General features: G+C 48.3%; 15 protein-coding genes. 8 read left to right on the top strand and 7 right to left on the bottom strand.

All coding sequences use genetic code 11. The annotated features are described in order from the left end of the window. Positions 1–52: 52 nt before the first annotated feature. Positions 53–958, top strand: coding sequence for a respiratory nitrate reductase subunit gamma (locus ARCVE_RS08425; RefSeq protein ID WP_013684351.1), 906 nt, complete (start codon positions 53–55; stop codon positions 956–958). Beyond that, complete coding sequence (locus ARCVE_RS08430) at positions 959–2,563, top strand: (Fe-S)-binding protein (RefSeq protein WP_013684352.1); 1,605 nt, start codon at positions 959–961, stop codon at positions 2,561–2,563. A 71-nt stretch (positions 2,564–2,634) separates the two neighbouring features. On the opposite strand, the gene ARCVE_RS08435 is transcribed toward ARCVE_RS08430, so the two are convergent. Together ARCVE_RS08435 and cutA are read right to left on the bottom strand one after the other, a co-directional pair. Beyond that, complete coding sequence (locus ARCVE_RS08435) at positions 2,635–3,336, bottom strand: nucleotidyltransferase domain-containing protein (protein WP_013684353.1); 702 nt, start codon at positions 3,334–3,336, stop codon at positions 2,635–2,637. Then, positions 3,333–3,647, bottom strand: a complete 315-nt coding sequence (gene cutA / locus ARCVE_RS08440; RefSeq protein WP_013684354.1) for a divalent-cation tolerance protein CutA — start codon at positions 3,645–3,647, stop codon at positions 3,333–3,335. Before cutA ends, ARCVE_RS08435 begins: the two co-directional genes overlap by 4 nt. A 141-nt stretch (positions 3,648–3,788) precedes the next feature. Between cutA and ARCVE_RS08445 the strand changes: the two genes are divergently transcribed. Next, positions 3,789–5,279: a site-2 protease family protein gene (locus ARCVE_RS08445; protein WP_013684355.1), complete on the top strand. Its 1,491-nt coding sequence runs from the start codon at positions 3,789–3,791 to the stop codon at positions 5,277–5,279. Further along, positions 5,276–6,178, top strand: a complete 903-nt coding sequence (locus tag ARCVE_RS08450) for an ATP-binding protein (protein ID WP_013684356.1) — start codon at positions 5,276–5,278, stop codon at positions 6,176–6,178. Before ARCVE_RS08445 ends, ARCVE_RS08450 begins: the two co-directional genes overlap by 4 nt. Here the strand turns inward: ARCVE_RS08450 and ARCVE_RS08455 are convergent. Further along, entirely contained in the window at positions 6,168–6,647 is a 480-nt protein-coding gene (locus ARCVE_RS08455) for a PH domain-containing protein (protein WP_013684357.1), read from the bottom strand. The genes ARCVE_RS08450 and ARCVE_RS08455 overlap by 11 nt on opposite strands. Positions 6,648–6,657: 10 nt before the next feature. After that, positions 6,658–8,139, bottom strand: a complete 1,482-nt coding sequence (locus ARCVE_RS08460) for a hydantoinase/oxoprolinase family protein (protein ID WP_013684358.1) — start codon at positions 8,137–8,139, stop codon at positions 6,658–6,660. Here ARCVE_RS08460 and ARCVE_RS08465 point away from each other — a divergent pair. The 3 genes from ARCVE_RS08465 to ARCVE_RS08475 are packed head-to-tail and all read left to right on the top strand — an operon-like array spanning position 8,126 to position 9,608. After that, on the top strand, positions 8,126–8,782 hold the full coding sequence (locus ARCVE_RS08465; RefSeq protein WP_232215790.1) for an METTL5 family protein: 657 nt from the start codon (positions 8,126–8,128) through the stop codon (positions 8,780–8,782). The two genes, ARCVE_RS08460 and ARCVE_RS08465, sit on opposite strands and share 14 nt — an antisense overlap. Next, a complete protein-coding gene (locus tag ARCVE_RS08470; protein ID WP_156786044.1) occupies positions 8,782–9,324 on the top strand; it encodes an exosome complex RNA-binding protein Csl4 in 543 nt (180 codons plus the stop codon). Before ARCVE_RS08465 ends, ARCVE_RS08470 begins: the two co-directional genes overlap by 1 nt. 23 nt (positions 9,325–9,347) lie before the next feature. Next, complete coding sequence (locus ARCVE_RS08475) at positions 9,348–9,608, top strand: RpoL/Rpb11 RNA polymerase subunit family protein (protein WP_013684361.1); 261 nt, start codon at positions 9,348–9,350, stop codon at positions 9,606–9,608. Between the two features lie 141 nt (positions 9,609–9,749). On the opposite strand, the gene ARCVE_RS08480 is transcribed toward ARCVE_RS08475, so the two are convergent. From ARCVE_RS08480 to ARCVE_RS08490, 3 genes are all read right to left on the bottom strand, one after another. Further along, entirely contained in the window at positions 9,750–10,151 is a 402-nt protein-coding gene (locus ARCVE_RS08480) for a type II toxin-antitoxin system VapC family toxin (protein WP_013684362.1), read from the bottom strand. Next, positions 10,133–10,366, bottom strand: a complete 234-nt coding sequence (locus ARCVE_RS08485; protein WP_048085916.1) for a hypothetical protein — start codon at positions 10,364–10,366, stop codon at positions 10,133–10,135. Before ARCVE_RS08485 ends, ARCVE_RS08480 begins: the two co-directional genes overlap by 19 nt. A 192-nt stretch (positions 10,367–10,558) precedes the next feature. Next, positions 10,559–11,047, bottom strand: coding sequence for a signal peptidase I (locus ARCVE_RS08490; protein ID WP_013684364.1), 489 nt, complete (start codon positions 11,045–11,047; stop codon positions 10,559–10,561). Between the two features lie 18 nt (positions 11,048–11,065). On the opposite strand from ARCVE_RS08490, the gene ARCVE_RS08495 reads away from it, so the two are divergent. Then, complete coding sequence (locus ARCVE_RS08495) at positions 11,066–12,574, top strand: DNA-directed DNA polymerase II small subunit (RefSeq protein WP_013684365.1); 1,509 nt, start codon at positions 11,066–11,068, stop codon at positions 12,572–12,574. The last annotated feature ends 32 nt before the right edge of the window (positions 12,575–12,606 follow it).

Consider the following 12,606-nt stretch of genomic DNA (forward strand, 5'->3'; position numbering starts at 1 on the left):
TTGCGTGTTGTAAGTTGAAGCCATAAAAGAAAAATGGAGGTGCTAAAAGCGTATGGGCATTTCAGCATTGCAGCTGTCTTCATACGTGGCTTTTGCTGTTTTCGTGATTGTTGTTGCGGCAAAATGGAGAAAGTGGGCATCGATGCCACTCCACCTTAGATGGGAGCTGTATCCCGTCCCGCATGAAGCAGGAAAGCACCACTATGGAGGTAGCTACCTCGAAGAGGTAGACTGGTGGAAGAAACCTCGCCATACAACGCTTGCCGGCGAGCTTAAAGACATGCTCGCAGAGATGCTTTTCATAAAAAGGGTGTATGTTTACAAGCGCCCACTGTGGTGGCTGACATACCCCTTCCATGCGGGAATCTATCTGATACTCGTCTGGTTTGCACTGCTTGTCGTGCATGGAATTCTGAACGTCTATGTGAGCATTCCAGCCCTTGACTCGATCGTTAAGGTTCTGATACAGATTACAGGAACAATAGGAATTATTGCCGCAACACTCGGTTGCCTTGGTCTGCTGTTCAGAAGACTTAGCGATTCGGCAATGAAAAAGTACTCCTCAGGAGTCGAGTACTTCAATCTGCTGTTTATCCTTGTTGTTCTGCTTACCGGAATTGCCGTATGGATGAACGACACAAGCTTCGAAAACGCTATGGCCTATATGACTGCCCTCGTTAGCTTTGGTAGTGTTGAGGCTCCGCAGCTCAGCCAGCTTGCACAGTTCCACGTTGTGCTGATGGCTTTACTGTGGATGTACATCCCATTCACGAAGATGTCCCACTTCGTTGGAAAGTACTTCACCTTCCACAAGGTGCTCTGGGAGGATGAGCCCAATCTGAGAGGTAGCAAGCTCGAGGCAAAGGTCAGGGAAGCTGTCAGACAGAGAATGCCGTGGAGCGCTCCTCACCTGAAGAAGGGTAAGACTTGGCTCGAAAACGCTGCGGAGGTGGAATAAATGGCCGGAGATGAGATCAAGATTGAAGATATCAGCAAGCCTTCAAAGCAGATGATCAAGCTCAGACTTGAAGACCTCATGCCACTCCCACCACCATATGACAAACCAGGAATGGAGCCGGAGCTGACCGACCCCAAGCCTGAATGGAGAGAAAAGTACGTTACGGAACTCGATGGATACATAGCAATAGACGTGCCCTTCAAGCCAAAAACAAAGGAGGAAGAGGAGAAACTCGTAAAGAGCTTCCTCGAAGGCTTACAAAAACTCGTTTCAAAGGAGGGTAACTGGACGTTCCTTCAGCCACTGCTGCTCTCCCTTGAGTACTGTGCAAAGTGCCACACATGCAGCGAAGCGTGCCCCATTTACGTGTCGAGTGGTAGGAAGGAGATATACCGCCCGACTTACAGGGCAGAGGTACTCAGGAGAATATGGAAGCGCTACCTGACTCCTGCCGGAAAAACCTTCGGTAAGTTCGTGAGTGGAGATATAGAACTGAACGGCACGACGATAATGAGACTTGCAGAACTTGCGTACCGCTGCACCCTCTGCAGGCGCTGCACTCAGACCTGCCCGATAGGTGTAGACAACGGACTGATTACTCACGAGATCAGAAAGCTGTTCAGTCAGGAGATGGGTATCGCACCCAAGGCCATTCACGAGCTCGGAACTGTGCAGCACCTTAAAGTTGGTTCTTCGACGGGAATGACTCCGGATGGTATAAAAGACATCATCGAGTTTATAGAGGACGACATTGAAGAGAAGCTCGGTAGGAGAATAGAGATACCCGTCGATGAGAAGGGTGCGGACATCCTCCTGATACACAACGCCGGAGAATTCCTTTCATGGCCAGAAAACCCAGCAGCATTTGCTATTCTGTTCGAGGAAGCAGGCATAAGCTGGACGTTGAGCAGCGAGGCATTAGGTTACGATGGTGTTAACTACGGTGTATGGTACGATGACGTGCAGCTCGCAAGAATAGCTGTAAGACATGCAGAGATTGCAAGGAAGCTCGACGTCAACAAGATAGTCATAGGTGAGTGTGGACATGCGCACAAGGCTCTGACAGTTATAGCAGACAGAGTTCTCCACGACGAGCTTAACATTCCAAGGGAGAGTTGCCTGCCGATACTCTGGGACATCGTGAGAAAGAAGAAGCTCAACCTCGACCCGGAGAAGAACAACTTCCCCGTAACACTCCACGACCCGTGCAACATCGTGAGACTCATGGGTATCGTAGAACCGCAGAGGAAGATACTCAAGGAAATCTGCCCGCAGTTCAGAGAGATGTCCCCCAATGGAGTGTACAACTACTGCTGTGGTGGAGGAAGCGGATTCGCCATAATGAACTCCATGAACTTCCCGGAGTGGAGAGCAAAGGTTTCCGTGCGCATGAAGTGCAAGCAAATTCTATCAGCATTCCAGGACTGCATCGATCCGAGCATAGACAAGTACGTCTGTGCTCCGTGCTCGAACTGCAAAGGAGCAATCAGAGATATCCTCGAGCACTACCAGCTTACGCAGAACTGCAGCATATACTACGGCGGACTTGTGGAGCTAATGGTAAACGCAATGGTGGACCTGGAGGAGCCATTCCTCGAGTTTTAAGTCGAATTAACCCACTATTTTCTATTTTTGTATTAACAAATGCTTACAGGTCATCCGATTATTATCGCTGCTCAGCCCATCCTCTCAACTATCTGTCTCCTCACTGCCGGTTTTTTCTTTGCTATATCCCTGAGCACAGATTCAAAGCTTTCGCCAGGAGGAACACTCACACAAAGAAAAACACCAGTTCTTCCAACCTCGCGCCTTCTTTCGAGGACCCTCATCCGCTCCTCGACGATATCAATACTCACGTTGAGAATTTTCGCCACTTCACTGGGCTGCATTTCATTGATAGGTACCTCTTCGTGTCCGCGTTCGTTGGGGAGAATCAGAACGAGTCGCTTATCAACCCCCGCTGCCCGTACTCCTTTAAGCAGCTCATCGTAGCCAATGCAGCCCCCGAATCTGTAGAAATCGAGTTCTCTATCCTTCATTTTAACAAGGGGGAAACTAACAGTAATTGACTCATCAACGATTAGCTCACCCTTTATCGCGTAGTTTGGTGTGGCCTGAACTATCCGCCTGTCCATGTAATCGACGGCAAGCTCAATCAGGTACGAGGGGCAAAGTTGCGGGACAAATATATCTATGTCACTCGTCGGGCTTACATCTCCTCTCGCGACACTACCATATAGAATTGGTCTGAACCCGGCCCTTACGAGGTTTTCCATTATTTTTTTCGCTTCCTCCCTCTTACGTTCGAGCAGCTTCCAGTGCTCCTCGCTGTAAACTACGTTCTTTCTGCTTCCAAAGGTTGCTGTCTTGCCTCTCATTCCTCCTCAACTGTCTCGTCTATCCAGTTCAGGAATTCTCTAAGGCCGTCCTCGACAGCGAAGGCACAGATACAAGGAGTTGAATAGCTGTGCAGGCTTTTTATCTCTTCCTTCAGCTCGCTAAGCTTCTCAGACTTTGTTTTTATAATCATGGCGAATTCGAGGGCATTCTCGATCCTGCCTTCCCACCAGAACATGGATGAGATCGGAAAGACATTAACACACGCAGCAAGCTTTTTTTCGAGTACATGCCTCGCTATCTTCCTCGCCTCCTCAAGACTCGAAGCTGTGACGTAAACGAAAACGTACATACTCCTGCCTTAATCCCATGTTTTAAAACTCTTTGGATGCATAGGCCTATGGCATGAAGGTAATGCAGATAGCTGCGTCGAGAAAAAAGTCATTTAATAGAGGAGGGCAAGTATATAAACCCCTTCGATAAGCAAGTGCCAATGCTCTCTCCAGCAGGTATTGCCATCGTCGTAATAATCGTGTACTGGAGCATCGTGGAGTATCTCAAATCGAAGGGTATTCTCGAGAAGTACGGGATATCCTCCATCGGCCCGGTACTCATGGTAAGAACGAAGAGGGGACTTGACACCCTCGAAAAACTCTCGAGACCAAAGAAGTTCTGGAGGATTGTTGCCGACGCAGGAATTCCTGCAGTTTTTGCGGGAATGATATTCATGTTCCTCTTAATAATCGCGATGGATGTCGTTCTGTTCACATCTCCTCCACCACCATCGCCGGTAACCGAGCCGAGGAACATGCTGCTTATTCCGTGGGTAAACACCCTCTTCCCTCCCGAGTACCTGCTGTTAGGCCTTATTGTCACGCTTATAGTCCACGAACTCGGCCATGCGATACTTTGCAGGGTTGAGGGTGTGAGAGTCAAAGCTCTCGGCGTTCTGCTGGCAATCGTTCCCATTGGTGGCTTTGCAGAGCCGGACGAGAAGGAATTGGTGGAGAATACAACAAGGATACAGAGGATAAGGATATACTCCGCAGGTGTCATAAGCAACTTTATTGTTGCAATCATAGCATTCTCGGCGTTCTTCTACCTCCTCAACTTCGTTTCACCCCTTGTAGTCGTTGTTGGAGCAGACAACACCACTGAGTTGAAGACGGGAGATATAATCTACGAGATTAACGGCGTAAAAGTCAGAACTCCCGAGGACGTCACTGATGCGCTGCTTAAAGGAGATGATGTCATAATCAAGGCTGACGGAAAGGTAGTTACTCTCCCAAAGATAGCCGGAGTTAAAATAGTCGATCTGTACCCTGAGTACCCTGCTGCGAAGGCGGGACTGAAGAAAGGGATGATAATATACAGAATAAATGATACAGAAACGCCAACACTGTACGCCTTCAAGAAATTCATGGACTCCACTAAACCCGGCCAGACGCTTTCAGTGTTCGTTTACAATAACGGAAGTAAAGAAGTCTACAACGTAACTCTTGCCAAGTCTCCTTACGGCGATTCCGGCTTTCTCGGAGTCGTTATCGAGGAGTACATCTCTGGGGTTAGTCTTGGATACTCAGAAGTTGTTTTAAGTCAGCTCAAGAGCCTTCCGTCAAAGCTGACAACAGTCCACGGCTGGCTTACCGTCGTTGCAATGCCTCTCGGTTTCAAGGGTTTTGGTGGCGAAGCGTCGAAGTACTTCGAGCCAGTAATCCTTGGAGATGGGCTGTTCTACATACTTAACACCCTCTACTGGATTGGTTGGATAAACTTCTATGTCGGTCTGTTCAACTGCCTGCCGGCAATTCCCCTCGATGGTGGGAGGATATTTCATGAATCCTTTACTGCTCTGCTTAGCAGAAGATTCGGAGAGAGAGGAGAACAGATGTCTATGAAGACAGTCAGATACCTGGCCTACATCGTCTTCGCATCTATACTCCTCTCCGCAATTATACCAAACATCTCGGGGTTCCTCAAATGAAGTGCAAGAAGTGCGGAAAGAGGGCAGTTGAAAAGCTGAAACCCTATGGTATCGCTCTCTGCAGAGATTGTTACGTTGAGTTCTATGAGGGACTCGTGGAAAGAAGCTTCAAGAAGTTCGGAATTGTGAAGAGAGGCGAAAAGGTGCTTGCATGTGTTTCGGGAGGCAAGGATAGCTCTGCAATGCTTGGAGTTCTGAGCAGGCTATCAGAAAAGCTCGACTTTGAGGTTGAAGCACTGCACATTGACCTTGGAATTGGAGAATATTCCAAGAAGTCCATGAAAACAGTCGAAGAGCTTTGCGGAGTTCTCGGCATTAAGCTCCATGTCATCAGCGTTGCAGAGTTCGGCTTCACCATCGATGACATACCGAAAAAAACCTGTTCTGCGTGCGGAATAGTAAAGCGTTACCTGATGAACCGCTACGCGAGGCTTAACGGGTTTGATGTTGTCGCTACGGGCCACACGGCTGAAGACATAATAAGCTTCTTCTTCAAGAACTGGCTCTCCGGAAACTTTTCTTGGAGTGAGAAGTTACTGCCGAGGACGGAAAGCTTCGACGAGAGAATTGTCACGAGGATAAGACCACTCTACGACAGGAGCGAGAAGGAGAACCTCCTCTACGTCATCTGCAGGGGGCTGCCGTTTTTACTGGATGACTGCCCCCACGCGCCCCGGGACGAGTGGAAAGAGATAGTTTATTACATAGAGTCGAGAAAACCCGGATTTAGAAGGAACTTCGTGCTGAACCTCGCCAAGTACCTGGAAGAGAGAGTGCATGGAACCGTGGAAGTTGAGGAGAAGGAAGAGTATGGATACTGCAAGCTTTGCGGAGAGGTGACCACTTTTGATGTCTGCGCCTTCTGCAGGCTTGTAAAGAAGTTTTCGGCTAAACCCTAATCCTGCTCTTCAACTCCTCTATAAATATCTGAGGGTCCTCAGGAGCGATGAGGTAGTTCCTGTCTGCTTTAATCAAAACGAGCCCTTTCGTTCTTCTGGCGTAAATCCTAACGACACCGATATCCGGAACACGAAATATCCCATACCAGCCAAAAAGCCCACCAGAGCCAAAGAGTCTTATAGTCCTCCGGCTGAGTTCTTCGACATACGACACGTCTTTGATGCTGCTGTAGGGTATGAATACTCGTCCAACAACTTTCTTTATCACCACTCCCCCATCTTCGAGCAGAACTTCTTTTGGCGAGAAAGCGTAGGCAATTCCAAACACCATTATGAGGGGAAGCGCGATGTAGACTGCTATCCTTTCTATGCCGGAAATCCAGAGCCAGCAGAAGACTGCGATGGGCACGAGAACAGCAAAAAGCGTCAGAACCTTGACGCTCCTGCCAACGGGCAGTTCGTACCTCATTGCTCAACCCTCACCTGAATTCGCTGCTTATCCCAGGCTCAATCTGCACAACAACATCAGCAATCATGCCCCTTCTAACGCCGCCCCTCACGACAGTGTACGAGTTGAAGTAAACGAGCCTGACATCTTCAACGTCCTCTTCATTAGCCCCGTGGGCTATTGCAATCTCCCTAACCTTCTCCTTAGCAACCTCCACCAGCCTTTCGTCGTCGTAAGCAGCCTGGAATTTCACAACCTCTCCGTTAAAAACCGCCCTTCTACGCTCTGTATCAAATCTTGCATAGAGTGTCAGGCTTATCCTCGATACCGCGACACCAATTGCGTTTGCTGCCTCACTGTGTTCGGGAACTACGTACTTCACTCCTGCTTTCTTTGCTATCTCGGGAGCAAGATACTTTGCGAGGAAGCCTGTGCCAATTATTTTCTCCGCCCCGATTTCCCTTATCGTTTCTGCCACTATGGACAGGTAATCCTCGATGGCCTTCTCTGCAATGTCCCTGGACTTGCACGCTGAACGAGACGCCTTTGAATCTCCAATGTCAAAGCCCACACAGTTCAGCGCATCGGTTAAAGTGAAGTGAGAGCCATGAAAGGCGAAGGAGCTACCCATCCTTACCGGCCTCAGGAAGCTATCAACGACTGAATCTCCTCCAAAGGGTATGGAAATTGAATCGACACACCTTATGAGAGTCTTTCTTCCAGCTATCTCGACCTTCTCCATAATCTTCGGCTTTCCGTCCTCTATGACGACGAAGTCCGTCGTTGTTCCACCAATATCGACAACGATGGCGTTCTTCTCCCCTGTAAGATAGCTCGCCCCTATCGCTACCGCAGCGGGGCTTGAATTGTAGAGCAGCGAAGGATTCTGAATTGCTATATCCACAGGAATGATGCCGCCGTCTCCTTTGTAAAAAAAGAACTCCTTAGAGTACTTGCCGACGAGTTTTGCAAGATCTGTAACAGTCTTCTTTATCTTGGCATTAACCACAGCAGTGTTTACACGCAAAGGAAAGTTCAGCTCTCCGATGGGGTAGCTTAGAGCTATGCAGTCTTCGTTGTAGCGGTTGAGTGCAATTCTATACACCTTCTTTTCGAGCTCTGGGTTCCTGACGGAGAATTTTCCAGCGATAGCAACGTTTTCCACCCTGCTTTCTTCAATTACCTTCCTCACTTCCGCCTCGTCAATGTCTTCAACGACATCGCCTCTGTGACTCGTAAAGCCTCGGAGCACGCTGCCGTATGAGGAATAGTTGAGTCCAGGGCCGGGGATAAGGAGGACGAGTGTGGGTATTTCGTGATACCTGCTCAGAATGAGGTTGAGTGGAAGAGATGTGCTTACGATGAGCTTTTCCTTCCCGAGGTCTGCAACGCCAGATAGCCTTTTCAACACTTCCCCGATACCAGCCTCGTTCGGGAGCTTGATTGTTGTTATCTCCTCATTAACGATGGCCGCATCGGTGTTTGTCCCCCCGATGTCTATGCCAACAACCATTGGCGAGGATGCTACATACTGGTATATAAACGGAGCGATGGAAATAGCTGTGATGAAGAAGGAACTGGCAATGGTCCTCGAGTCACTCGAAGGATTTCCACACCCCAAAATTAAACTTGAGCAGTATGTAACTCCTCCATCACTCGCTGCCGAGATGGCCGTCAACGCGAAGCTAATCGACGAACCAAGGCTTGTTTACGACCTTGGCTGCGGAACGGGAATGCTCGCCATTGCTGCCTCTCTTCTTGGAATGGATGCTGTTGGATTCGACATAGACATTGAAGCGCTTAAAGTGGCGAGAAAAAACGCGAAAAAGGTTGGTGTTTACGTTGACTTCGTTGCGTGCAGAGTTAGCGACGTGAGCGTTAAAGTCAGAGCAGTAACGATAATGAACCCGCCCTTCGGAATCCAGCGGAGAAAGGCAGACAGGCCGTTTCTCGAGAAGGCCATGGAGATCTCGGACACAATCTACTCCGTGCATTCAGCAGGAAGCGAGCCATTTATTAGAAGGCTGTGTGAGGAAAAGCGCTTCGAAATAACGCACCTGTGGCGCTACAGCATACCGCTAAAGCGAACGTACTCATTCCATGAAAAAGAATTTAAGCATATTGCTGTAGAGGTCTACAGGTTGAGGAGATGCTGATGAAATTTGTAATGCCCGGAGATAGAATCGGCCTTGTAGAGGAATACGTTACCGGAAGCGGCGTTTATGAGGAGAATGGAGAGATTTTCGCTGCCGTAGCCGGAAAGGTTGTTGTAAAGGATAGAACTGTAAGCGTCGAACCCGTGAAGAGGATTCCTCACATCAACAAAGGGGACGTTGTCCTCGGAAGGGTTGTCGATGTGAGAAACTCGATGGCCCTCATCGAGCTTGCAAGGAAGAAGGGTTTTGACCGCAGTTTGATGCACACCGGTATTGCTGCCCTGCACGTTTCAAATGTTCAGAGGGACTACCTCAAGGACATAAACGAGGCTATAAGGTACATGGACATAATCAAGGCGAGAGTCATTGACGCGGAAAACCTGAAGCTTTCCACAAAGGAGCCTGAGATGGGTGTGCTCAAGTCCCTCTGCAGTGTGTGCAAGCACGAACTCGTGAGAGAAGGGAATACTCTTAAATGCCCTAACTGCGGAAACGTGGAGAAGCGTAAGATGTCCACAGACTACGGGAAGGGTAAGTGGTAACCCGTTGAGGGAGGGTGATAAGGATGGAGGTTAAGATTATCGAGATGGGTGATGACTTCGTCAGGCTGCTCGTAAAAGGCGAAGACCACACGTTCCTGAACCTGCTCCAGCACTACCTGCTTGAAGATGAGGACGTCGTAGTTGCGAAATATCACATATCTCACCCCCTCGTGGGTGAGCCAGAACTCTTCGTCAGGACGAACGGAAAGAATCCGCTGGACGCCATAAAGGAGGCCAATGAAAAGATAGCGAAGTACTGCGAGGAGCTAATTTCCCAGCTCTGATTTTTGAGTCCCATTATTGATTTTTATTACGTTTCTAAGATCCTACCAGAATCTGGGTCGAATTGAAAAAGGATGGATAGAATCGCCTCATCGCCGCGGCAATTAATAGATTTCCATTAACTCGTTTCTGAAATTTACAGCTTAGTCACACTCTTTATATAACCGTACACCCTTTACCCTCTCGAAATGCTTCACATTTCTCGTGTAAAGGATAGTATCGTTTTCCAGCACTATTCCTGCGATTATAACGTCTCTGAAATCCACCACTTGTCCCTTTCTCTCCAGTTCGGCAATTATCTTCCCAGAAAGTTCTGCTGATTTGTCGGTAAATTTTAGTACTTCAAGTCGTGTTGCCAGCTCACTGACTGCTCTAACATTCCTCTCTTTCCCGGTTTTATATGCGCCGTAGTAAAGTTCAAACAGATTTATCGTAGTTGTTGCAAGTTCAAATTCTTCTTCAAGCTTTTTGATCTTCTCTACTGCTGTAGAATCCCCTCTTAAAAAATCTATGAGAACGTCCGTATCTAAGCAGAGCGTTTCCAAGCTTCCCACCCCTTTCTCAGCAACTCTTTTATTTCCCGAACCTCTTCATCGCTGACTTCCCAAGAACCGGCAAGATCGCTTATCTTCCTCTTCATGAGGTACTTTATTGCATCTTCGATTGAAACGGGCTTCTTTAACTCAGCCTGCAGTTTGCCAGCTATTTCGACAAGTTTTCTGTAAGTCTCCTCACTCAATTTGATGGATTTTGTAGCCATAGTAGTCATTGTAGTTAAAGTAGTATAAATATATTCTGCATACCATATTGAAGAGTTTTTCGAAGACATAGATCTCATAGATCTCAGTTTACCGGTAGAAGTTAACTTTAAACCCATACCTTCAAGAGGCAAGAATTGTAGGGAGTTCGAAAAAAGCTCGGGGAAAAATAGTCCACGTTTCGAATCGTCAAATCAACCAAATATCAATCTCAGGTAACCCACGTAGGGTATGCGGAACTTCGCAACGCCCACTATCCACTCTGGCTTTACGGGCATCGAAAGTCTGGGTTGATCGGGAATGGGATTGTGGTCACCCTTGGTTATGTAGCCGGAATGCGGTGCCGGGTCGCCATTGGGCATTTTTTCTCCCTTTTCAATCCAGTACATGGCCCTGTGGATTATTGGCGTCCTGCTTTTGTCTCCATTTGGATAGTATACTATAACATCACCGTAATCACCAAAGCTCTTATAGTCCATATTTTTTCCCTCTTCCCAAGTCACGATTTTCGTTCTTTCCGGGCTGACGAGGAAGATAACATCGCCGCGGTGCATGTGGGGTTCCATACTGCCCGATTCAACTGCAACCATGAATGGCCAAGTGCCGGTTATGGCGATACCAACAGTAATAATAACCGCAACAGTAATTAGAGTTGAGGCAATATCCTTGATGATATCTTTCATGGTGGCGGAGGATGGAGAATGGTAATTAAAGATATCGACTCCAAGCTGATTATAACGAAATTCGCCATGCAGGGCTACAACGTCCACCCTTCAGCGGTGGAAGTGCTTCGAGGGCTTTCACCCTCCCGACTCGACAATATAATATCCGAAATCTGCAGACATGCCAACGGCAGCTTCATAATTACCGCCGAAGATGTGCTGCCCGTTTTGAACGGGCTCAAGAGCAGAACTGCAGAGGGAGATGGAAATGCAAGCGTAGCAGCGATTAATGTAGGTGTGTCAGATGTAGTAAAACCGGAAAAGCCACTGGAGAGCCGTACAACCCTTCAGAAAGAGCCAGAGATACGAGTTTTAAAGGATATCACGGGAAACTCGAGCTGTGAGGGTGGTGTCGAGGACTTCGTCGCCTACTTCAACTCCCGCTACGAAAAGCTATCGAGGATGCTGCGCAACAGGATTAATCCTCTGCCCATAGCCTCCCTTAGAAAAGTGAGGACCGAGAAAGTAGATATTGTAGGAATTGTCAACGACGTTAGAGAAACTTCCAACGGCAACGCGATCATAGAGCTCGAAGACAAGACGGGCTTCACGACGGTCATAGCCACCGGTAAGCTGAAGGACACGGCCATGGAACTTCTTGGGGATGAAGTCATAGGAGTCTCGGGAACATACAGGGGCAGGAGCATAATAGCAGACAGAATAATCTTCCCGGACGTCCCGATGAATGGATCAAAGAAGAACTGGGGCTTCAACGTTGCGTTTATCTCAGACACGCACTTCGGCAGCAATACGTTCATGGAAGACGCGTGGAACCGCTTCGTAAGCTGGATAAACTGCGAGATTGGAGATGAAAGAAGCCAGCAACTCGCTGAAAGCGTGAAGTACATCGTTCTTGCGGGAGATGTCGTTGACGGCGTAGGTGTTTACCCGGGGCAGGAGAAGGAACTCACAATAATGGACATTTATCAGCAGTATGAAGAGGCAGCCTATCAGCTTGACAAGCTGCCAAAGCGGGTAAAGGTCATCTTGTCTCCCGGAAACCACGACGCAGTAAGGCAGGCTGAACCCCAGCCGTGCTTGCCGAAGGAGTACGCAAGCCTGTTCTCCAACAACGTAATACATGTTGGAAACCCAGCCCTCATTGACATAGAAGGTGTAAAGATTCAGATATACCACGGAAGAAGTCTCGACGACCTGATGACGAAGATTCCAAGACTGAGCTACGAGGAACCGGCAAAAGCTATGGAAGAACTCCTTAAGAGGAGGCACCTCGCCCCATCCTACGGCAACCGCTCACCAATAGCTCCTGAGAAGGAGGACTACCTCGTAATCGATGAAGTGCCGGATGTTCTCCATTCTGGACACGTCCACACCTACGGAGCAACGTTCTACAGAGGTGTTTTCCTCGTGAACTCGAGCACCTGGCAGTCGCAGACGGAGTTCCAGAAGAAGATGAACCTGAATCCAATGCCGGGAATAGTTGCAGTTTACAACGGCAACAACCTGAGCAAGCTGAAGTTCTGCTGAAGAGTCTGAGCAGAGAAACGGTAGCAATATAT

The sequence above is a fragment of the Archaeoglobus veneficus SNP6 genome (assembly GCF_000194625.1).
Taxonomy (GTDB): Archaea; Halobacteriota; Archaeoglobi; order Archaeoglobales; family Archaeoglobaceae; genus Archaeoglobus_C; species Archaeoglobus_C veneficus.

Excerpts from the sequence above, each read along its gene's own strand:
- ARCVE_RS08470 (WP_156786044.1), top strand. The coding sequence starts at position 8,782 with ATGAAATTTGTAATGCCCGGAGATAGAATCGGCCTTGTAGAGGAATAC.
- ARCVE_RS08450 (WP_013684356.1), top strand. The coding sequence starts at position 5,276 with ATGAAGTGCAAGAAGTGCGGAAAGAGGGCAGTTGAAAAGCTGAAACCC.
- ARCVE_RS08475 (WP_013684361.1), top strand. The coding sequence starts at position 9,348 with ATGGAGGTTAAGATTATCGAGATGGGTGATGACTTCGTCAGGCTGCTC.
- ARCVE_RS08425 (WP_013684351.1), top strand. The coding sequence starts at position 53 with ATGGGCATTTCAGCATTGCAGCTGTCTTCATACGTGGCTTTTGCTGTT.
- ARCVE_RS08445 (WP_013684355.1), top strand. The coding sequence starts at position 3,789 with ATGCTCTCTCCAGCAGGTATTGCCATCGTCGTAATAATCGTGTACTGG.
- cutA (WP_013684354.1), bottom strand. The coding sequence starts at position 3,647 with ATGTACGTTTTCGTTTACGTCACAGCTTCGAGTCTTGAGGAGGCGAGG.
- ARCVE_RS08465 (WP_232215790.1), top strand. The coding sequence starts at position 8,126 with ATGCCAACAACCATTGGCGAGGATGCTACATACTGGTATATAAACGGA.
- ARCVE_RS08495 (WP_013684365.1), top strand. The coding sequence starts at position 11,066 with ATGGTAATTAAAGATATCGACTCCAAGCTGATTATAACGAAATTCGCC.
- ARCVE_RS08455 (WP_013684357.1), bottom strand. The coding sequence starts at position 6,647 with ATGAGGTACGAACTGCCCGTTGGCAGGAGCGTCAAGGTTCTGACGCTT.
- ARCVE_RS08435 (WP_013684353.1), bottom strand. The coding sequence starts at position 3,336 with ATGAGAGGCAAGACAGCAACCTTTGGAAGCAGAAAGAACGTAGTTTAC.
- ARCVE_RS08430 (WP_013684352.1), top strand. The coding sequence starts at position 959 with ATGGCCGGAGATGAGATCAAGATTGAAGATATCAGCAAGCCTTCAAAG.
- ARCVE_RS08460 (WP_013684358.1), bottom strand. The coding sequence starts at position 8,139 with ATGGTTGTTGGCATAGACATCGGGGGGACAAACACCGATGCGGCCATC.
- ARCVE_RS08490 (WP_013684364.1), bottom strand. The coding sequence starts at position 11,047 with ATGAAAGATATCATCAAGGATATTGCCTCAACTCTAATTACTGTTGCG.
- ARCVE_RS08485 (WP_048085916.1), bottom strand. The coding sequence starts at position 10,366 with ATGGCTACAAAATCCATCAAATTGAGTGAGGAGACTTACAGAAAACTT.